This is a genomic window from Marinobacterium sediminicola, from assembly GCF_022343685.1.
GTDB classification, from domain to species: domain Bacteria; phylum Pseudomonadota; class Gammaproteobacteria; order Pseudomonadales; family Balneatricaceae; genus Marinobacterium; species Marinobacterium sediminicola.
The window spans coordinates 1,365,870-1,385,503 of sequence record NZ_CP092123.1; the positions used below are offsets into that span (position 1 = coordinate 1,365,870).

The 19,634-nt window shown below is 55.6% G+C and carries 15 protein-coding genes; 8 read left to right on the forward strand and 7 right to left on the reverse strand.

All coding sequences use genetic code 11. From position 1 onward, the window contains the following. Window positions 1–2 precede the first annotated feature (2 nt). From LN244_RS06285 to LN244_RS06300, 4 genes are all read left to right on the forward strand, one after another. A complete protein-coding gene (locus LN244_RS06285) occupies window positions 3–611 on the forward strand; it encodes an arylesterase (RefSeq protein ID WP_239041994.1) in 609 nt (202 codons plus the stop codon). Next, entirely contained in the window at window positions 608–1,192 is a 585-nt protein-coding gene (locus LN244_RS06290; protein WP_239041995.1) for a uracil-DNA glycosylase family protein, read from the forward strand. Before LN244_RS06285 ends, LN244_RS06290 begins: the two co-directional genes overlap by 4 nt. Window positions 1,193–1,265: 73 nt before the next feature. Beyond that, window positions 1,266–4,127: an RNA polymerase-associated protein RapA gene (rapA, locus tag LN244_RS06295; RefSeq protein WP_239041996.1), complete on the forward strand. Its 2,862-nt coding sequence runs from the start codon at window positions 1,266–1,268 to the stop codon at window positions 4,125–4,127. A 90-nt stretch (window positions 4,128–4,217) separates the two neighbouring features. Continuing rightward, complete coding sequence (locus LN244_RS06300; protein ID WP_239041997.1) at window positions 4,218–4,415, forward strand: putative motility protein; 198 nt, start codon at window positions 4,218–4,220, stop codon at window positions 4,413–4,415. 209 nt (window positions 4,416–4,624) lie between these two features. On the opposite strand, the gene LN244_RS06305 is transcribed toward LN244_RS06300, so the two are convergent. Then, window positions 4,625–4,807: a hypothetical protein gene (locus LN244_RS06305; protein ID WP_239041998.1), complete on the reverse strand. Its 183-nt coding sequence runs from the start codon at window positions 4,805–4,807 to the stop codon at window positions 4,625–4,627. Between the two features lie 352 nt (window positions 4,808–5,159). Between LN244_RS06305 and dctP the strand changes: the two genes are divergently transcribed. Together dctP and LN244_RS06315 are read left to right on the forward strand one after the other, a co-directional pair. Next, complete coding sequence (dctP, locus tag LN244_RS06310; RefSeq protein ID WP_239041999.1) at window positions 5,160–6,194, forward strand: TRAP transporter substrate-binding protein DctP; 1,035 nt, start codon at window positions 5,160–5,162, stop codon at window positions 6,192–6,194. Beyond that, window positions 6,194–8,803 (forward strand): sensor domain-containing diguanylate cyclase, encoded by a 2,610-nt coding sequence (locus LN244_RS06315; protein WP_239042000.1) that lies wholly within the window; start codon window positions 6,194–6,196, stop codon window positions 8,801–8,803. Before dctP ends, LN244_RS06315 begins: the two co-directional genes overlap by 1 nt. 36 nt (window positions 8,804–8,839) lie before the next feature. Here the strand turns inward: LN244_RS06315 and LN244_RS06320 are convergent, their stop codons facing one another. Continuing rightward, on the reverse strand, window positions 8,840–11,815 hold the full coding sequence (locus LN244_RS06320) for a transporter substrate-binding domain-containing diguanylate cyclase (RefSeq protein ID WP_239042001.1): 2,976 nt from the start codon (window positions 11,813–11,815) through the stop codon (window positions 8,840–8,842). Between the two features lie 257 nt (window positions 11,816–12,072). After that, window positions 12,073–13,770, reverse strand: a complete 1,698-nt coding sequence (gene leuA, locus LN244_RS06325; RefSeq protein ID WP_239042002.1) for a 2-isopropylmalate synthase — start codon at window positions 13,768–13,770, stop codon at window positions 12,073–12,075. A 226-nt stretch (window positions 13,771–13,996) separates the two neighbouring features. Here leuA and LN244_RS06330 point away from each other — a divergent pair, with 226 nt between their 5' ends. After that, complete coding sequence (locus tag LN244_RS06330; RefSeq protein ID WP_239042003.1) at window positions 13,997–14,485, forward strand: Lrp/AsnC family transcriptional regulator; 489 nt, start codon at window positions 13,997–13,999, stop codon at window positions 14,483–14,485. A 2-nt stretch (window positions 14,486–14,487) separates the two neighbouring features. On the opposite strand, the gene LN244_RS06335 is transcribed toward LN244_RS06330, so the two are convergent. From LN244_RS06335 to LN244_RS06345, 3 genes are all read right to left on the reverse strand, one after another. Further along, window positions 14,488–15,348 (reverse strand): LysR substrate-binding domain-containing protein, encoded by an 861-nt coding sequence (locus tag LN244_RS06335; RefSeq protein ID WP_239042004.1) that lies wholly within the window; start codon window positions 15,346–15,348, stop codon window positions 14,488–14,490. Between the two features lie 261 nt (window positions 15,349–15,609). Beyond that, window positions 15,610–16,794: a chromate efflux transporter gene (gene chrA, locus LN244_RS06340; RefSeq protein ID WP_239042005.1), complete on the reverse strand. Its 1,185-nt coding sequence runs from the start codon at window positions 16,792–16,794 to the stop codon at window positions 15,610–15,612. A gap of 92 nt (window positions 16,795–16,886) precedes the next feature. Beyond that, window positions 16,887–17,642, reverse strand: a complete 756-nt coding sequence (locus tag LN244_RS06345; protein WP_239042006.1) for an AraC family transcriptional regulator — start codon at window positions 17,640–17,642, stop codon at window positions 16,887–16,889. A 138-nt stretch (window positions 17,643–17,780) separates the two neighbouring features. On the opposite strand from LN244_RS06345, the gene LN244_RS06350 reads away from it, so the two are divergent. Then, window positions 17,781–19,055 (forward strand): YbfB/YjiJ family MFS transporter, encoded by a 1,275-nt coding sequence (locus tag LN244_RS06350; RefSeq protein WP_239042007.1) that lies wholly within the window; start codon window positions 17,781–17,783, stop codon window positions 19,053–19,055. Here LN244_RS06350 and wrbA read toward each other — a convergent pair. After that, window positions 19,035–19,634 (reverse strand): NAD(P)H:quinone oxidoreductase, encoded by a 600-nt coding sequence (gene wrbA / locus LN244_RS06355; protein ID WP_239042008.1) that lies wholly within the window; start codon window positions 19,632–19,634, stop codon window positions 19,035–19,037. The genes LN244_RS06350 and wrbA overlap by 21 nt on opposite strands.

Consider the following 19,634-nt stretch of genomic DNA (forward strand, 5'->3'; position numbering starts at 1 on the left):
TGATGGTGAAGCGACTTATCCAGACAGTTCTGCTGATGCTGTCCGTGCTTGTGCATGGCTGCAGTGATCATCGGTTGGAACCGCTCACGGAGGGAGCCATCATTCTCGCGTTCGGTGACAGTCTGACAGCAGGGGTTGGCGCGGCAGAGCCGGACAGCTACCCGGCCGTGCTGGCCCGGCTCAGTAACCGTCAGGTCATCTCCGCCGGCGTATCCGGTGAGGTTTCGGCGCGCGGACTGGAGCGACTGCCGGAGACGCTGAGACAAGCTCAACCGGATCTGATGATTCTGCTGCATGGCGGTAACGATATCTTGCGCAGTCACCCGGCTGCAGTGCTGGAGCAAAACCTGAATGCCATGATTGAGCTGGCCAAGGCCGCGGGTGTGCAGGTGGTGCTGGTAGGTGTGCCTGAGAGAAAACTGTTTTCGGACGCTTCACCGGTATATGCACGGCTGGCAGAGCAACATGATCTGGTCTTTATTGAAAGCCTGTTATCGGATCTGCTGCACCAACCGGGGATGAAGTCTGATGCGGTGCACCTGAATCCTGCCGGTTACCGTGCACTGGCAGAAGGAATCCATGAGGTGTTGCAGCAGGAGGGTGCGCTTTGAGCGTTCTGCAGCAGCTATTGGCAGAAGTTCGAGCCTGTCGCCTCTGCGCGAAAGAACTGCCGCTTGGGCCGAGACCCGTGGTTCAGGCAGCGGTGTCTGCTCGGCTGCTGATTGTCGGTCAGGCGCCGGGCTTGAAGGTGCATCAAACCGGCATTCCGTTCAACGATCCCAGCGGCGATCGTCTGCGTGACTGGCTGGGCATGAGTCGGGACGAGTTCTATGATCCGACCAACGTGGCAATTTTGCCCATGGGATTCTGTTATCCGGGGCGGGGGCAGTCCGGCGATAACCCGCCACGCCCTGAGTGTGCAACCGCCTGGCGGCAGCAGCTGCTGAGTCAGTTGCCCGACATCGAACTGACCCTTCTGATAGGGCGTTATGCTCAGGATTGGCATCTGGGTAAAGGCATCACACTGACGGAAAGAGTGCGGCACTGGCGAGCTTACCTGCCAGGCTGCATTCCGCTGCCGCATCCCAGTCCACGCAACAACCTCTGGCTACGTCGCAATCCCTGGTTTGAAGAGGAACTCTTGCCGGAACTTAAGCGGCGAATCGCAGGAATTCGAGCTGAATCTGCATAAGAGGTCGCTAAGGCTTTGAGTCTTGAGGGCGGAGCGCCTAAAATTGCCGCCCTGAATTGAGGGGAGTCACATTTTGTCACAAGCGCCATTCGTACCCGGACAACGTTGGATCAGTAACAGCGAAGCCGAGCTCGGGCTCGGTATCGTCGTTGAATATGCAAACCGTCGTGTTGAGATCCGCTTTCCAGCGGCGGAAGAAACACGCACCTATGCCGCCGATAACGCACCGCTGAGCCGGGTGGCCTACGAGCCGGGGGACAGGATCTGTAACCTGCTCGGTGACGAAATGGAAGTGGTAGAACGCTTCGAACACAACCAGTGCTTTATCTACAGCTGTCTGGATACCGAGGGCGCTGAGGTTATTCTGCCTGAAATCGAGTTGGACAGTGCAGTGCACTTCAGTCGTCCCCAGGAGCGGCTCTTTGCCGGACAGCTGGATCGCAACGGCCTGTTCAAGTTGCGAGTGGCTGCCCTCGAGCATCAACATCGTTTGCGTGCTTCCGCGGCTTATGGTCTGCTGGGTGCGCGTGTGCAATTGCTGCCACACCAGTTCTATATTGCCGGTGAACTCAGTAGCCGCATGGCACCTCGTGCCCTGTTGGCTGATGAAGTGGGGCTGGGTAAGACCATTGAGGCCGGTTTGGTGCTGCACCAGCGTTTGATTAGCGGTCGTGCTCGTCGCGTGCTGATTGTGGTGCCGGATACGCTGGTGCACCAGTGGCTGGTCGAGATGCTGCGCCGTTTCAACCTGATGTTTACCCTGCTGGATGAGGCTCGTTGCGCCGAAATCGAGGCCAGCGGTCAGGACAATCCTTTTGAAAGCAGCCAGTTGGTAATCTGTCCACTGTCGCTGCTGACCCGTTCCGAAGCTCGTCAGGTTCAGGCAGAAGCTGCCGGCTGGGACATTTTGGTGGTGGATGAGGCTCACCATCTGGGCTGGAGTCAGGAGGCACCAAGCCATGCCTACCTGTGCATCGAGGCGCTGGCGCAGAAGACGCCCGGGGTACTGCTGTTGACTGCGACACCTGAGCAGCTGGGCCCTGAGGGGCATTTTGCCCGTTTGCGCCTATTGGATCCTGCCCGCTATCCGGATCTGCAGCAGTTCCTGGATGAGGAGCACGCCTATTTCCAGCTCAATAGTCTGATTGAACCCTTGCTGGGTGAGCAGGGGGCTGGTGTGCTGCGAAGTGATACCAGCCTGCAGTCGGCGCTGGCTGAGCGTCTGGGTGATGATGTTCTGGCTCGCTGGCTGAAACTGGACGCAGCAGCGCAACCGGCAGCACTTGATGAACTGATTCGTCAGTTGATCGACCGCCAGGGTACCGGACGCGTTTTGTTCCGCAACACCCGCGAAACCGTAACCGGCTTCCCGCGGCGTCAGCTGCAAAAGCAGACGCTGGACATGCCGCCGGAACTGGCGCTGTTTGACGAGGAAGTGGCACCTGAAGCCTGGCTGCACCCTGAAAAGATCATCGGTGCCGACTGGATCGAGGTGGATACCCGTGTCGAGTGGCTGGTGAACTGGCTGAAGCAAAACCGTAACGAGAAGGTTCTGGTGATCTGTGCTCACGCCGAGACTGCAGTGGCACTGGAAGACCAGCTCAATCTGCGTGAAGGTATCCGCTCGGCTGTGTTCCACGAGGGCATGAGCCTGGTGAACCGTGACCGGGCTGCGGCCTATTTTGCCGAGGAAGAACTGGGTGCTCAGGTGCTGGTGTGTTCCGAAATCGGCAGTGAAGGGCGTAATTTCCAGTTTGCCCACCATCTGGTGCTGTTCGATCTGCCTCTGACCCCGGATCTGCTGGAACAGCGGATCGGTCGTCTGGATCGTATCGGTCAGCGCAACGATATCCAGATCCATGTACCGGTCTACGAAGGCGGCACTGCCGAAGTGCTGTTGCGCTGGTATGACGAAGGACTGGATGCGTTCGGCCGCGTCTGCGCCGTCGGCGATGCGCTTTACCGCCGTTTCGCCCCCAAACTGCTTGAGTGCCTGCGTGAACCGGAGAATGACGAGCAGCTTGAGGCATTGATCACCGAGACACGCCAGGCCAGAGAAAACCTGGAGCTTGATCTGTCCCGTGGCCGTGATCGTCTGCTGGAGATCAGCAGTTGTCATCCGCAGCGTGCGGGAGAGTTGTTGGACGAGGTTGCTAGTGCTGAAAGCAGCGCGGACCTTCAGGTGTTTGCCGAAAAACTGTTCGACCGTTTTGGTGTCGATATCCAGCCTCACGGACCGGATGGTCTGGTGTTGCACCCGGGGGATCATATGCTGTGTCATCTTCCGGGGTTGCCGGAAGAGGGGGTGACACTGACCTTCAACCGTGAGCGTGCGCTATCCCGCGAGGATATCCAGTTCATGAGCTGGGAGCATCCTCTGCTGACCGGTACCATGGAGCTGATCAGTAACGGTGAACTCGGAAACTGTACTGTTTGTACCCTGAAGCTTCCACCGCTGCAGGCGGGTACTCTGCTGCTGGAATTGGTGTACGAGTTGCGTTGTACTGCACCTCGCTACCTGCAGCTCGAACGCTATCTGCCGGCGGGCAGCGTACGAATGCTGGTCGATCCAGAGGGTCGTGACTTGGCTGCTGCGCTTGGACATGAACCGTTGAATCAGCTGCTGCAAACTGTCAGTCGCGCGACGGGCCAGAAAATGGTCCGCCTTGCGCGTGAGCAGATTGTGCAGCAGCTGAAGGTCGCTGATCACACTATTGCTGCGCGTCTTGGCAAGCTGCGACAGCAGGCATTGGATAAGCTTGAGCAGCAGCGTGCTTCAGAGTACGAACGTTTGGTGGCTTTGGCGAAGGTCAACCCGATGATCCGCCAGGAAGAACTGGACGCCATGAAGGATGATACCGAGCACATGGTAGCGGCGCTGCAGTCCATGGAGCTGAAACTGGACGCCATCAGGGTTATTCTGGTGCGAGAATAAGTTCATCTGCATGGCCGCAGTGACGCTGGAGTCTGTCCACCTGGGAGTGTATGCTGTATCCATATGCAGACATATTGACAGGAGGCGGTGATGGATATTGCGGCCATGAGCACCACCGTGAGCAATCAGCAAACTCAGACACAGCATGCGGTGAAAATAAATCAGATGGTGAAAGACCAGACGGAGGCTGTTGGTCAGCAGGCATTGCAGTTGATTGCGAGTGCGGCACCTGTTGTTGCCCCTGATCCATCCAGCCCCCTTGGGCACAATATCGATATCCGTGTGTAACCCTGCGCTGACTGCGTCAGAAGCAGCCGGCCATAAAAAAAGACGCCTTGAGGCGTCTTTTTTTATGGCACGAATCGCTTACTTGGCTTTTTTAAGCAGCTTATTCAGTTTCTTAAGCTTGCCTTCGTGCTTGGCAATTTTGGCTTTGCGAGCTTTGATCAGTTTTTTGACTTCTTTCGCTTTCAGCTTGGCCATGTTGGCGCTCCTTGTCATGTTTTGTCTGCCGTCTCGGCCTGGTGTTCGGCCATAAAACGGCGAATAAAGTGTCGGATTTCGCGTGCGGCACTTGTATCCAGCTCGTCGCACAAAGCAATAAACTGGTCCCGTTCTTCGTCATTGATGCGAATCACGAGTTGGCTGTTCTTTGTTTTGCTTTTCTTTCTGCCGCTCATATCGGTCCTCCGACAGGACAAGGTGGCTATAGAGTAAAGCAAAAGCAACCAATTACAAATGCATGACGCAGTATGTATTTTGTATATACAAAGCATAACCTATCCGCTTTGCGTGTCAGGGTCAAATGTTCATAGATGCATACCACAAAGGTGCTGTTGGTCTGATGCTGATAAAAGCCTAGAATGCTGTTCTGATTTATTCGGCTACTCGCTCGGCCATTAGAGCTACGGAGTGAAACTGTATCAATGCATTCAGGCATGCAATTCATGACACTGGAAATATGGCGAAGGCGTGTAACAGCGCCTGATTGCCATCGCCTGACTCCTTAATTCCGAAAGATGGACATAAGCTATGCAAGGTCTCAGTAGTGCCAGACTTCATATGGCGGTTACCTTTGCTCTCTTCTTTTTTCTTGCCACCAGTGCCATTGCAGCATCCCAGGAAGGCCCGAGATACCTGTTCAGAATCTCGACGGAGAACACGGTCGGGCATGTTCAAACACAGGCTATCGAGCGTTTTGCTCGTCAGCTGGAAGAGAGCAGCCTCGGACGTATCGAAGTACGCTTTCATCACAGTGCCCAGATGTTTCGTGATCGTGATGTTATCGCTGCACTGAGTAGCGGTAAGGTTGAAATGGCTGTGCCCGGGATGTGGCAGCTTGATCGTTACGTCCCAGATGTGGGGTTGTACATGCTGCCGCTTTTCTATGGTCGTACAGCCGAGGAGAACTATCGACTGCGTGATGGCAAGGTAGGTGCAATCGTGAGTCAGCGAGTCGAAACCTATCTGGGCGTTAAAGTGCCCGGCCGCTGGCTGGATTTGGGGCATGCCCACCTGTATTTTACCGACAGGCAGGTCAGTCGACATGAGGATCTGAATGGGCTGAAGATCCGAATTCCGGGCGGCGTAGCCAATCAGGCGCGGCTTGAAGCGTTTGGCGCCTCTCCTGATGTCGTTCCTTGGCCAGACGTGCCAAATGCGCTGCAGCGTGACCATCTAAAGGGCATGTTGACCACCCACGAAACTGTGAGAAGTGCAGCGCTCTGGAACAACGGGATCAGGTTTTGCTTTGAAGACATGGAATACTTCGCGCAGTACGTTCCCATTATTAATTCCCGTTTCTGGCATAAATTACCCACTGATTTGCAGCAGCTGGTGATCGATACCTGGGAGGCAGTGGTTGATGATCAGCGCATTGCGGCAGACATTGCGCAGCGAGAAGCTCGCGCTGAACTTCAGGCAGGGGGAGTAAGCGTCATTGCTCCAAAGCCTTCGGAACTGCAAAAATGGCGTCAAATTGCACGTCAGCAGGAAGCATCCACCATCAGACAGATGGGGGTTGATCCGGCACTGGTCAAAATGGCTGAGGAGGCCATGGGGCGCTGATGACATCTTCCCCTTTGCATGTATCGGACAAAAGCTCACTGGACCTTCGCTGGTACGGTCACCCTGTCATAATTGGAGCGCTGGTGTTGCTGGTTATCATCACCGTGATGCTTGGCTGGGGGCTTTATCGGGATTATCAGTATACCCTGCAAAGTGCGGGAGAACGGCTTCAGACTCAGCTGCGAGCATACGGCAGTGCGGTTGACATTGCTTTCATATCGGCCGAGAACGTACTGCATGGAACCAGTTTGGCATTGGAGTCGCAACCCGAATTCTTCTCAGAACAGGACCATTTTCGTCCGCTCCTGTTGCGATCCATGATGAAGTCCCCGACGCTGGGCAGTCTTGTGTTGTACAGCCCAAAGGGACAATTGGTCGCCAGTGTTGGCCGGTTGTCGGATCAGGATCAGCAAGTGCCGCCTTGGGTCAATGACGCCATTGCACGTGGGGTTCACTCGGCGATGGGGATCTACAATGGAGAATTGGGTTCTCTAAAGCTCGTGTATGGCGCAGATGGAGAGGTTGCCGGGGCTCTGCTGGCAACACTTGAAAGTGACGAGATCAAATCTGAACTTGAGCGCGGTGACGATTACGGCAACCAGCATCTGATGTTGCTGGACAATCAAAATCGCGTCATGGTCGTGGCCAATACGGACGAGGTTGAGGCTGAACTGGCACTTTGGCAGGACTTGCAGCTGTCGCGTGAATTGGATGACTTCACTGCTTTCGGTACACGTCTTGTCCCCGGTCAGAATTACCTTTTTGCGATACGCCAATTGGGACAGCAGCCGATCAGGGCGATTGCCGCAATCAGCTGGGAAAATGTGTTGGAAGGCTGGAAGTTCAGGACGTTTGTTGCCTGTTCGAGCTTTGGAGCGCTGATTCTTGTCGCGTTACTCCTGCTCATGCGCTGGCAGGATAGTCTGCGACGTGAACGCAAAACGGCCAATGACCTGGCACACCTGCACCAGGCAATCGAGCAAATTCCATCGCCAATTGTGATCACTGATCTGTCCAGTCGTATCATCTATGCGAATCCGGCCTATCTGGCTCGTTCCGGTTTAATGGCAACTCAGGTTGTGGGGCAAAAGCCCAGTATCATTTCATCCGGACAAACTCCCTCAGCCACATATCGTAAACTCTGGTCCAGCCTGAATCGGGGGGTTGCATGGGAAGGGGAGTTTATTAACCGCATGGGGGACGGCCGGGAGCGAGTTGAAGAGGCTCTCATTACGCCTGTCCGTGATACGGATGGCCGTGTTGCCAGCTACTTTGCCATTAATACAGATGTGACCGAGAAACGTGAATATGAGAGGCGATTATTTCGATATCGAGAAATCGTCAATGCATCAGAAGAGCTGATGGCGTTACTCGACCCTGACCTGAACCACATTCAGGTCAATAGTTGCTATCAGCGTTACCATGGCCGTTCACGCAGTGAAATTGAAGGTCAACCGCTGTCGGCATTCTACGATGAAAAACTGTTTTCAGAACTGATCTTGCCGAGATTGGATGAAGCGTTGCAAGGGTCTTCATTTGTATTGGAGGCTTGGTTGGAATTTGCCGGTCTGGGCCGACGTTTCTGCCGAATCACAGCCAACCCGATCAAGGGTGAAAGCGAGTGCGTTGAAAGTCTGGTATTTAATCTTGCTGACATGACCGAGCGCAAACTGTCTGAAGAGGCGCTGCAAAGCAGCGAAGAGCGCTTTCGTGCGCTATCTGAATTTTCACCTATTGGTATTTTTGAAGCGGATTCCGGCGGCAGGAATATTTACGCTAACCGATATCTCGGAGAAATGGTTGGTCGTACTCTTAACCAGCTTCAGGAAGAGGGCTGGGCAGGCTTTTTACACCCCGATGACCTCGAGTATGTGATGAATGGCTGGCGAAAACTGATCAAGCAGCAAATCTCCAGTTGGCAGTGTGAAGCCAGGATGCTCGCACATGAAGATGAACCGCGGTGGTTCAGGTGCGCAGTTCGCCGATATGAAGGCGCGAGTGAAGGTGAGTTGCGATATATCGGCATGGTGCTCGATATCACCGAGCAGGTGAAGCACCGTGATGCTCTGGAGCGCAAGAATGCGGAGCTGGAGCTTCTGTCTACAACGGACAACTTGACCCAGCTGGCAAATCGAGCACGCATCGAGGATCTGCTGGCACAGGGCGTACATCGATACGAACGCCACGGGGCCGGTTTTGCGGTCATCATGCTCGATATTGATCATTTTAAACAGGTTAACGATACCTGTGGGCATGCCGTAGGAGATCAGGTGTTGCGTCAGCTTGCAGAACTGATGCGAGAGAATACCCGCCTGACCGATTGCCCGGGGCGTTGGGGTGGGGAAGAGTTCATGATTATCTGCCCTGATACCGATCTTGAGGGTGCACACCGACTGGCCGAGAATCTGCGACATCGGATCGAGCAGGTGAAGTTTCCTGTGATCGGGCAGCGCACCTGCAGTTTTGGTGTCGCTGCGATACGGCCGGGCGATCAGGAACGTGAGTTGCTGAAACGTGCGGATGATGCCCTGTATCGCGCCAAGCACAACGGCCGTAACCAGGTTGTTACCGAGCGTCTCCCGGTAACAGATAAGGCCGTGCCAGAGTAAATACAGGGTGCGATGGAGGCTGCCCGGAAATATTACTCAAACCAGCGCTGTGCTGGACGATCTCTGCGCCTCGCTCACAGTTGAAGCTCCCTGTTGGCTCACCTGATCACGGCCACTGTGTTTGGCATGGTACAGAGCTTGATCGGCACGGCGGCACAGGCTCTTGTAGGAATCACCGGAGGTCCAGGTGGCAACGCCGATACTGGCGGTGCAGTGGCCGACCTCGGCAAAATGATGTCCCCGAAGCGCTTTCAGCAGCCGCTCAGCAAGTTCGGTCGCTGCTCGCAGGTCCGTGTTCGGGCAAATCAACATGAACTCCTCGCCCCCCCAGCGTGCAATCACATCCTGTTCTCGACTGGTCCCTTTGAGAACGGCGGCAAAGTCGGTCAACACGGCATCACCCTGATCATGGCCGAAGCCGTCATTGATACGCTTGAAATGGTCGATATCCACCAGCAGCAGGCTGAAGGTGTATGTTGAGTCCTGCTCAGCCTGCAACAGCTGTTGTTCAAAGGCACGTTCAAGGTACAGGCGATTTTTAAGGCGTGTCAGTCGGTCAGTGGTCGAGAGCTGCTCCAGCATGCGATTCTTGATCTTGAGCTCTTCATGGGCCGTCATCAGTTCGTTGCGACTCTCGTGAATGCGGGCATTGAGATGTGCCAGCTTGCGGTTCCAGATCAGTATGAGGGCCACCACAAACAGAGTAGCCAATGCCACTTGCGTGATGAGGCGATAATCGGGCGGCTCCGCCAGTATGGGGGCTTGCATCCAGCGATTGGTCACGGTTTCAAACTGTTCTGTTCCGATCGACTGAATTGCTTTGTTCACGATCTGCAAGAGTAGTGCGTCATCACTGCGGGTTGCGAGTAAGGCCGGGTAGTCAGCTTCCAGTTCGCCAGATATCTTGATATCACTGTGGTGGTCGGTCACGATGGCACGGCTGATCACTGGCAGTGTGTCCACCAGACCAAACACCTTACCCGCGGCGACTGCTTTCATGGCGTCTGCCAGGTCTGGATAGGGTTTAAGCTTCAGCTCGGCGTGATGGCGCTCCAGATATAGCTGGACATGGCTGCCTTCCACAACGGCAAGCATGTAAGGCTCTAGCTGTGAAAAATTTCGCACATAAACCTCATCGAGGCCTGTGGCGATGACCAGAGTACCTTCAAGAAGAGGCTGGCTCAGGCTGATGCCCGGGTCCGCAAAACCCGGAGGCGTGCGGGATATCAGGTCGCATTCGCCGCGCTTGAGTCGGCCAAGTGCCTCACGAAAGTTGGCAACACTGACCAGTCGTACGCTCAGCCCGGCATTATGACGCATGATATCCAGCAGTTCGGCAAATACTCCGATGTGGTTGCCATTGCTGCTGATCATATCTTCATAGGGCAGCCGCTGGCGTGTGGAACAGACGCGGATGGCGGCACGGGACTCCATCCAGCCCAGCTCCTGACCGGTCAAATGGATGAAGTTGCTGGCCTGAGCGCCCTTGCCGGTCCACTTATGCAACACTTGTCGTTTCTCCTGCTCGGTCAGGCTGTCCATTGCCTTTTGCAGGATTTGCTTCAACAAGGGCTTGTTGCGTGTAATGGCGAGACGGAGCGAGAGAGGGTCGGCGGCAATCACCTGGTGAGGTGCAGAACCGGCAACGCCAGGAATGCCATATTTCTGCAGCAGGTGTTCGGCGACACGCATAATTTCGATGGTGACTTCTTCTGTGCCTGTACTGACGCGCATCAGCGCTTCCAGAGAGTCTTTTGCAGGTTCAACACGGAAGCCCTCTTTTCGGGAGAGCTGTTCGTAGGTGTAGAAGCCTTCGGGCAGAACCAGCCGTCGTGATTGAAGCTGTTGCGCCGATGTTATGGGGGCACTGTCCTGGCGGCGGAAGATGCCCTGGGCGAGACGCAGGTACGGGGTGGTGAAATGCATGTACTGTGCTCGTTCGGGGCTATGCACGATGTTGGTCATGACATCGAGCTGTCCGTTGCGCATCATCTCCAGATAATCGTTCCAGCTATGGCCGCTGACGAACTCCACTTTGAGGCCAACACGTTGAGCCAGCATACGTATGAAGTCGACGGAGTGCCCGACCGGCTGGTCATCCTCGTAGAAGCTGAATGGCTCGAAATTAGCTTCGTTATGAACCCGTATAACAGGGTTTTGGCGCACAAATTCCCGCTCTTTAATGCTCAGGGCGACGGTCTGACGCCGATCAACGAGCTCGCTAGAACGTGTGCCTACCCAGCGATTGGTCAATTGACTCCACTCGGCTTCGGTAATGCTGTCCAGTCCCTTTTGTAACAGGGACTGAATGACCGGCTTGTCGGTTCTGACACCGAAGCGCAGGTCTTCACGGCCAACGTTATCCAGGCGAAATTCAGCTGCCATCTTGATATTGGTGTAGGCATTCTGGGTGGCGTAGTGGTAACCGGAAGTCAGGTTTTGAATGGCGGCATCGATTTCACCGAACGCGAGTGCACGGGTCAGGCTTTCATAATCGTCATACTCGCTGATACGAATATCACGGCGTTTGCGCAATTCACGGATGTAGAAAATATTGCGCAGCACCCCCACATGCTTTCCCGACAGGTCCGCCAGCCCCTGGTAATCGCCAAATTGCTTGTCCGTAAAAACAACGGTAGGTATTTCGAAGTAGGGGGTGGTGTACAGAATGAAGGAGGTGCGCTCGGGCTTGAACGATACGTCAGCAATGGCATCGACCTGCTTGTGCCGCAGGTTTTCCAGATTGTTGCTCCACTCACCAACCCGAGCTTTCAACTTGGCCCCGGTTTTGGCTTCAATTAACTGCAGCAGGTCTGCAACAAACCCTTTGTGGGTGCCATCCTCGACGTAGGAAAAGGGTACAAAGTCATACATGACCGCCACGTGAATAGGCTGTTTGGCGTCAACAAGAGACTGCTCCTCTGGGCTGAGGGCAAGGCTGGCCCATGCTGTTTGGACCAGACTCAACAGCAGGAAAAGGGTAACGCTGAGGGCGCGAGTAATTAAAGTCACGTGTACGTCCATGTGCGGTGAATGAGAGAGTGGTCAGTAATCCACATGCAGACCATTCGCAACAGACCAGAACTCGTGTTCCATCGAAGCTTAAGACTAACCCAGATCAGTCGCTTTGGTGAAGTCGTGTGGTCAAATAACGGACAGTGGGAAGTGCGCCTCATCAGAAATGGGTTGAACTGACGCGAACGAGACGGGATTTAGGACGGAAAAACACTCTATAGCGGGCACTGAAGGCTTCAGTGCCCGCTGGGGGCTCAGACCTGGGCCGCCGCCTTAGGTTGAGCCCGGAGGGTCGCTTTGCCGGAGCGGTTAAGACCCGATACCACCGCCTTGAGTGAGGCGCTGACAGTATCGGCATCTACCGCCATGCCGCTGACGCGCTGGCCATCTACATTGAGCTGCACATAGGCAGCCGCAGCGACATCAGACCCTTCGCCCATGGCATGTTCAGCATAGTCAACCACATGAATGCTGAGGCCGGTGCGTGCCTGCCAGGCGTTAATGAAGGCGGCCATGGCACCCTTGCCGTCACCTTCAATACTCATCGGCTCGCCTTCGATGGTGATGTTAGCCGCAAGCGTTTCGGCATCACCGCTGCGCTCGATACGATAGCCTTCGAGGCTGACTGGGGCGCGGTCCTGAACGAAGGTACTGACCAGCAGGTCATGAATCACCTGACTGTCCACTTCGCCTCCCTGTTCCTCGGTTTTCTTCTGCACGATGGGTGCCAGCTCCAGCTGCATCCAGCGCGGAATACTGATGCCGAAGTCGCGCTCCAGCAGGAAGGTCATACCGCCCTTACCTGACTGGCTGTTGACACGGATCACCGCCTGATAATCACGGCCCAGATCGGCCGGGTCGATCGGCAGATAGGCGACCTGCCAAGGCTCATCTTCCTGCTGTTGTTTCAATGACTTGCGAATCGCATCCTGGTGGCTGCCGGAAAATGCGGTATAGACCAGTTCACCGATCCAGGGGTGGCGCGGGTGGATCGGCAGGCCTGTACACTCGGTACAGGTCTGGATGATTTCGTCCGGGTTGGAGAGGTCCAGTTTCGGATCCACGCCCTGACTGTACAGGTTGATCGCCAGAGTGACGATATCCATATTTCCGGTTCGTTCGCCGTTACCGAGCAAAGTGCCTTCAACGCGGTCGGCACCCGCCATCAAGGCCAGTTCAGCTGACGCTACCGCACCGCCACGGTCGTTATGGGTATGCACCGAAATGATCGCGCTGTCACGGCGGCTCAAATGCTGGCAGAAGTACTCGACCTGATCGGCAAAATGACTGGCCGGACCGACTTCAACCGTGGTCGGCAGGTTGAGGATACAGCGCTTGTTCGGTGTCGGCTGCCAAACATCCATTACGGCTTCACACACCTCGACGGCATATTCGACTTCTGTGCTGGTGAAGCTTTCCGGTGAATATTCGAAGGTCCAGTCGGTTTCCGGGTATTTGGCTGCATACTCCTTGAGCCAGGTGGCGCCTTGAATGGCAATATGCTTGATCTCGTCACGGCTCATGCCAAAGACCCGCTCACGCTGAATACGTGAGGTGGAGTTATAGACATGGACCACCGCCTGCTTGGCGCCTTTCAAGGCTTCGAAAGTCTTGGCGATCAACTCTTCACGGGCCTGTACCAGCACCTGGATACGAACATCATCCGGAATCTGGTTTTCCTCGATCAACCAGCGGGTGAAGTCATAATCCGGTTGGCTGGCGGCGGGGAAACCGACTTCGATCTCCTTGATGCCGAGTTTGACCAGCAGGTGCCACAGGCGCTGTTTCTGGGCCACGTTCATTGGCTCCAGCAGGGCCTGGTTACCATCACGCAGGTCGACGCTGGCCCAGATGGGAGCCTCGGTGACCTGACGATCGGGCCAGGTACGGGTAAAACCGGTCACGGGTTCGACCGGCTGATACTTGCGATGGTTGAAGTTGGCACTTGCCATGGTCTTGCTCTCCAGTGTTGTGGGGTGGACCGCTGAGTCGAGCCCTGGGTAAGGGTTGCCACCGCCTTCGATTGCCTGGGTAAGGCGATCTGGCGTTTCCAGCGGGCCTTAACCTTTACGATGGAGATATGTTAGGCCAAGTACCCCGGCTGAAGATTGCTAAGTTGCTATCAAATGGGGTAGTTTTGGCAATTAAATTCATAAAAAAGACAAATAGAGCAATATTATGCCTTCAGATCAAAAGGCGCCGGCACTGGATCGCTATGATCGAGCGATTCTGCAACAGCTGCAACAGGATGGAAGAATCAGCAACCAGGAGCTGGCCGACCGTATCGGCTTATCGCCATCTCCCTGTTTGCGCCGGGTTAAGGCGCTGGAAGAGAATGGGCTGATTACCGGCTATCGTGCTTTGGTGGATGCCAAGCGGATGGGGTTGAACCTGATGGCGCTGCTGCACATCTCAATGGACAGGCATACCCCCGAGCGGTTCGAGAACTTCGAGCGTGAAATCGAAAAACTGCCACAGGTACTGGAATGCCTGATCATCACGGGTCAGGATGCGGACTATCAGTTACGCGTGCTGGTCAAGGACATGGATGACTACCATGATCTGCTGCTGCACAGGATCACCCGGATTGAAGGGGTGACCGGCGTCCATTCCAGCTTTGTGCTCAGGCGAGTGCTTGAGCGCGGTGTGCCAACTGACGTCCGCTGAGCCTAACAGGCCTGCAGCGGCTCATGACGAATCAGCTGGGCAAGCTGTTCGCAGCCCGGCGTTTTGGGGTGGTAGCGCAGCTCGATGTACACCGGGGACAGTTCCGGCAGCCCCAATCGTGAGCCGATGTTTTCGGTGCCTTCGGCCAGTGCTCCCTGGGTTCTGACGGTAACGCCCAGTCCGGCACGCACCGCCGCCATCAGGCTGGTGAAGCTTGTGGTTGAGTAAACGGTACGCCAACTGATGCTGGTGCTGTCCAGTGCGTTCAGAGTGGCTTCCCTGAACAGGCAGGGGACGTTGAGCAGGACCAGGGGAAGCGGATGATTTTTTGACCATTGGTAGCTGGCGGGTCCAATCCAGATCAGCGGCTCATAACCGAGCAGCTCCCCCTTGACCTGACTGCGGTCCCGGCGCAGGATCAGCGCCAGATCATACTGCTCATTGTCATAGTCCTGGCTCACGCTGTTGCTGTAATCCGTTTGGACATTCAGCCGGATGCCCGGGTTGTGGCGCTTGAAGCGTGCCAGGATAGAGGGCAGCATACTTTCGGTCAAAGAGAGCGAGACTCCAATCCTCAGCTCTCCTTCAGCGTCCTGCTCGGTAATCGCAGCCAGGGCATCCTCCTGCAGGGACAGCATCTGTCGCGCATAGCCCAGCATGGTTTCCCCGTTCGGTGTCAGGACACGCTTGCGCCCTTGGCTGCGGAAGAGCTCAACACCCAACTCCAGCTCCAGACGCCTAATCTGCTGACTGATGGTTGATTGAGTCTTGTGCAGGCGTTCGGCAGCACGAATAAAACCATCTTCATCTACAACGGTGATGAAGGTGCGCAGCAGGTCTGTGCTCAGGTTGGGTTGCCGCATGTGCTTTCCCATCGTAAATGGCGATCAAAATGATCCGAATTAATCGTTATTCATAATACAAAAGCCATCCTAAGCTGTCAGCAGCATCATAAGGGAGGGCCTGAGTCATGATTGCCAGTCTTGATTCTGAAAGACGAAAAATTCGACGATTAAACGACGGCAGCATCGATTTCACTCATTACCATCGGCGAGGGCGGGTATTGCGCTCGCTGCAATGGCGCCGATGGTGCAAAAGGCTCGTGAAGGGGCTCCTTAAGGGCTTCAAATCGTCAGGCCGCCCAGTGCAAAAAGAGGCACCAGCAGCCAGACCGGCAGTCTCCATACTTGCAGCGCCACAAACGCCAGCAGGACCAGTGCAAAGTCGACAGGCGAGTGAACGGTACTGGTCCAGATTGGGTCGTACAGCGCTGCCAGCAGAAGCCCGACAACTGCCGCGTTGATACCGGTCAGCGCCGAGCGAATCGGTCGGTTAGGGCTCAATTGGCTCCAGAACGGAAGGACACCGGCCACCAGCAAAAAGGACGGCATGAAAATGGCGACCAGGGCCGTCAGCCCACCAAGCCAGCCCGGCAGTGAGTCCATAGCCGTGCCCAAATAGGCGGCAAAGGTGAACAGTGGTCCTGGAACTGCCTGGGCTGCGCCATAGCCAGCCAAAAACAGGTCTTCGCTGACATGTCCCGGCAGTACCGTTTCCGCTTCCAGCAGTGGCAATACTACATGGCCGCCACCGAAGACCAGGGAGCCCGCTCGATAGAAGAGGTCAAACAGGCCCAGTACCGGCAGTGGCATCCAAGTAGACAATGCCGGCAAGCCCAGCAACAAAATAAAAAAGGCTGCCAACAGCCCGGTGCCGATACGGGGAGAAAGCGTGACAGGCAAGTGACTCTGGTCATCAGGCAGCCTTGTCTGAAAAAGCAGTACACCCGCGCATCCGGACAGCAGCAGTATCAAAGGCTGTAACCAGACGCTGGGAATCAGCAGCAGGGCGCAGGCCGACATTAGCGTCAGTGTGATCTCTTTTCTGCCACGGCACATCGCTTGTGCCATGCCCCAGACCGCTTGTACAACCACCGCGACCGCCACCAGCTTCAAAGCGTGGATGACGTTGTCTGTAAGACCGGACTCTGGGCTCATGACACCGTATGCGACCAGCACCAATACCAGCGCAGAGGGTAGCGTGAATCCACACCAGGCAGCCAGAGCGCCCATGAAACCGCCACGAGACAACCCCAGTGCGAGACCGACCTGGCTACTGGCCGGTCCGGGCAGGAACTGGCACAAGGCTACCAGATCAGCGTAGCTCTGCTCACTGAGCCATTGACGTCGGTTGACGAACTCTTCACGAAAATACCCGATATGGGCCACGGGGCCTCCAAAACTTGTCAGGCCCAGACGCAGGAAAATGAGCAGGATAGAAATGAAGGAAGAAGATTTTTCGGATGTCATGGTTGGGAGTGAGTGATCGTCAAAATAACCATCATAACGCCTGATCGGTTGCGATTGTGTGACTGTCCAGGACGCTCATCCTCAAACAGCTATCAGGCAGGTCGCATTTTACTGCGGTAACGGTTAGGGCTGATCCCGAGGTGTTCTCGAAACATCAGGATGAACGGTGCGGGCGCACTGTAGCCCAGTTCCAGTGCAATCCGGGTTATGCTCATGTCCGTGCTCAACATCTCTATGGCCTTCATCAGTCGCAAGCGCGAATACCAGCTCTGCAGTGTAAGACCGGTTTCGCGGCGAAAATGCCGCTCCAGTGTGCGTGCCGACATTGCCATACTGGCTGCGATCTGCTCCAGACCCGGGCGCTCAGCAGGGTTTGCATACAGCTGGGCACATAGTTTTGCCAATCGGGAGTCTGCGGGCCAGGGCAGTATATGCCCACGCGCTGGCAGTCGCCCCAGTGTTTGCAACATCAACTGGATCAGGTTGTGCTCATAGCCCTCTAAAGGGTATTCCACTTCAAAGTCGGCAGCGGCCAGCATCAGTTCACGCATCAATGGTGACACTTCCAGAACCAGTGGCGTCTCTGAACCGAGCGCGTTGTAAACGGTTTCGATATACAGGCTTTTCAGCTCGGCACCGAACTCGGTGAAAGTACTGTGTTCGACCCCCGCCGGAAGCCATACGGCCGTTCCTGAAGGAACAAACAGGCGCTGGCCCTCAAGGCTCGCTACCAGGGTACCTGAAGTGGCATAGAGCAGCTGGTGCCAGGCATGTGTATGTGGCGGGAACAGGTGTCGAGCGGGCATCAGCTGCTGGCGCACATAGACCTGGCGCGGCAGTGTGCTCATCTCGGGCGGTGATAACCGTGTAATTCTGTTATTCATGGTTCAGTATTGTCGAGTTCTATATGTAATTTGTCATTTTATATAAAGAATGTGCTGCCCGTATTCCTTAATCTGCTGAATATCGGATGACAGGAGGGCGGAATGCTGACCGAAAAAGTACGTGTTCTGATTGCCAGTGTGGCGGCAGTTGTAATCACAGTGGGAATTGCGCGTTTTGCCTATACCCCGATGCTTCCGGAAATGATGTCGGGTGCCGGGCTGAACAACGCTTTGGCCGGTATGCTGGCCACGGCCAACTATGCTGGCTACCTGAGCGGAGCTTTACTGATTTCATTTATTCGTTCGTCGGCTGTGAAAATATGGCTTTACAAGGCGGGTCTGCTTGGAGCCGTTCTGACCACGGGACTGATGGGATATAGCAGCGAAGAATGGGTTTGGTATGTGCTGCGTTTTCTGTCAGGACTGAGCAGTTCTGCCGGTGTGTTGATCGGTGCAGGCCTGTTGATGAGCTGGCTGCTGCGACAGGGACACAAGCCGGAATTGGGCATCTTTTTCTCGGGCCTTGGAATAGGTATTGTCCTGACGGCGTTGCTGGCAGAGTCGATTCGGGTTCATTTCAGTTGGGACCAGCAATGGGCCATCTATGGCTTCGCGGCACTGATACTGTTGCTGCCGGTGTGGTGGTGGAGTCCGGATTACAGCCGCTGCCTGCCAACGATGGCGGCCACTCCGGTATCTAATGGGCGAAAGGACAGTTCTTTCATGCTACTGCTGCAGCTGTCCTATTTTTGTGCCGGTGTCGGGTACGTGGTGACAGCGACGTTTCTCGTCGCCATTGCGGAAGCGTCGCCATTGCTGGCAGGCCGGGGATGGCTGATCTGGCTGATGACGGGTATTGCGGCAGCACCAGCTTGCTGGCTATGGGATTTGCTCGTTAGGCGACAAGGGGACTGGCTGGCACTGTTGCTGGCGTATCTGCTCAATGCGGTTAGTGTATTGTTGTTGCTGTTGTTAAGTGGGCTCGCAGGCGTAATGCTGAGCGCGGTGATCTATGGTGCAAGCTTTATCGGCATTGTCAGCATGACGTTGGCAATGGTCGGACGTCTCTATCCGGAAAACCCCTCCCGGCCGATGGGGCGGCTTACATTTGGCTATGGCATAGCGCAGGTGTTGGCGCCCATGATGGTAGGGTATCTGGCACAATCCGAAGGCAATTATCAGAGTGGACTGCTCTTCACGCTGGCGGTGATCAGTGCGGGTGCCGTGCTGTTGGCAGGGGCCTGGTCTATTCAGCGGCAAGGTATGGAGTCTGCCGGTACAGGCCAAGTGACAGTGAGCGTATCGGAGAACGCAGAGCAGAGCGGGCTGCCAGTGGCAACCCGCACGGATGTGAAATCAGGCGCTGAGTTTAGCTGAGATACCAGCAACGTGTGCGCCCTGATAGCGGGCCATTGTCAGCTCCTGCTCGCTGGGGCTTCGAGAGCCGTCACTTCCGGCGATAGTGGCTGCGCCCAGCGGTGAGCCACCATGTACGGCGCTGATGTCGGTCATTTCAGGCAGCGCATAGGGCATGCCAACGACGACCATGCCGTGGTGGAAAAGGGTGGTATGGAACGACTGGATGGTGGTTTCGTTGCCGCCGCCGGTACCGGTGCTGGTAAACACACTGCCGACTTTGCCGATGAGTGCGCCCTTGGCCCAGAGCCCTCCGGTCTGGTCGAGGAAATTGCGCATCTGGCTGGCCATGTTGCCGAAGCGGGTCGGGGTGCCAAAAATAATGGCATCGTATTGGTCAAGTTCCTTGGGGGCGGCAATGGGAGCGGACTGGTCGAGCTTGACGCCCGCGTTTCTGGCCACCTCCTCGGACATCAATTCCGGTACTCGCTTGATGACCACCTCGGTGCCTTCAACCGATTGAGCGCCTTCGGCAATGGCTTGTGCCAGTGTCTCGATATGGCCATAGGATGAGTAATAAAGAACGAGAATCTTGCTCAT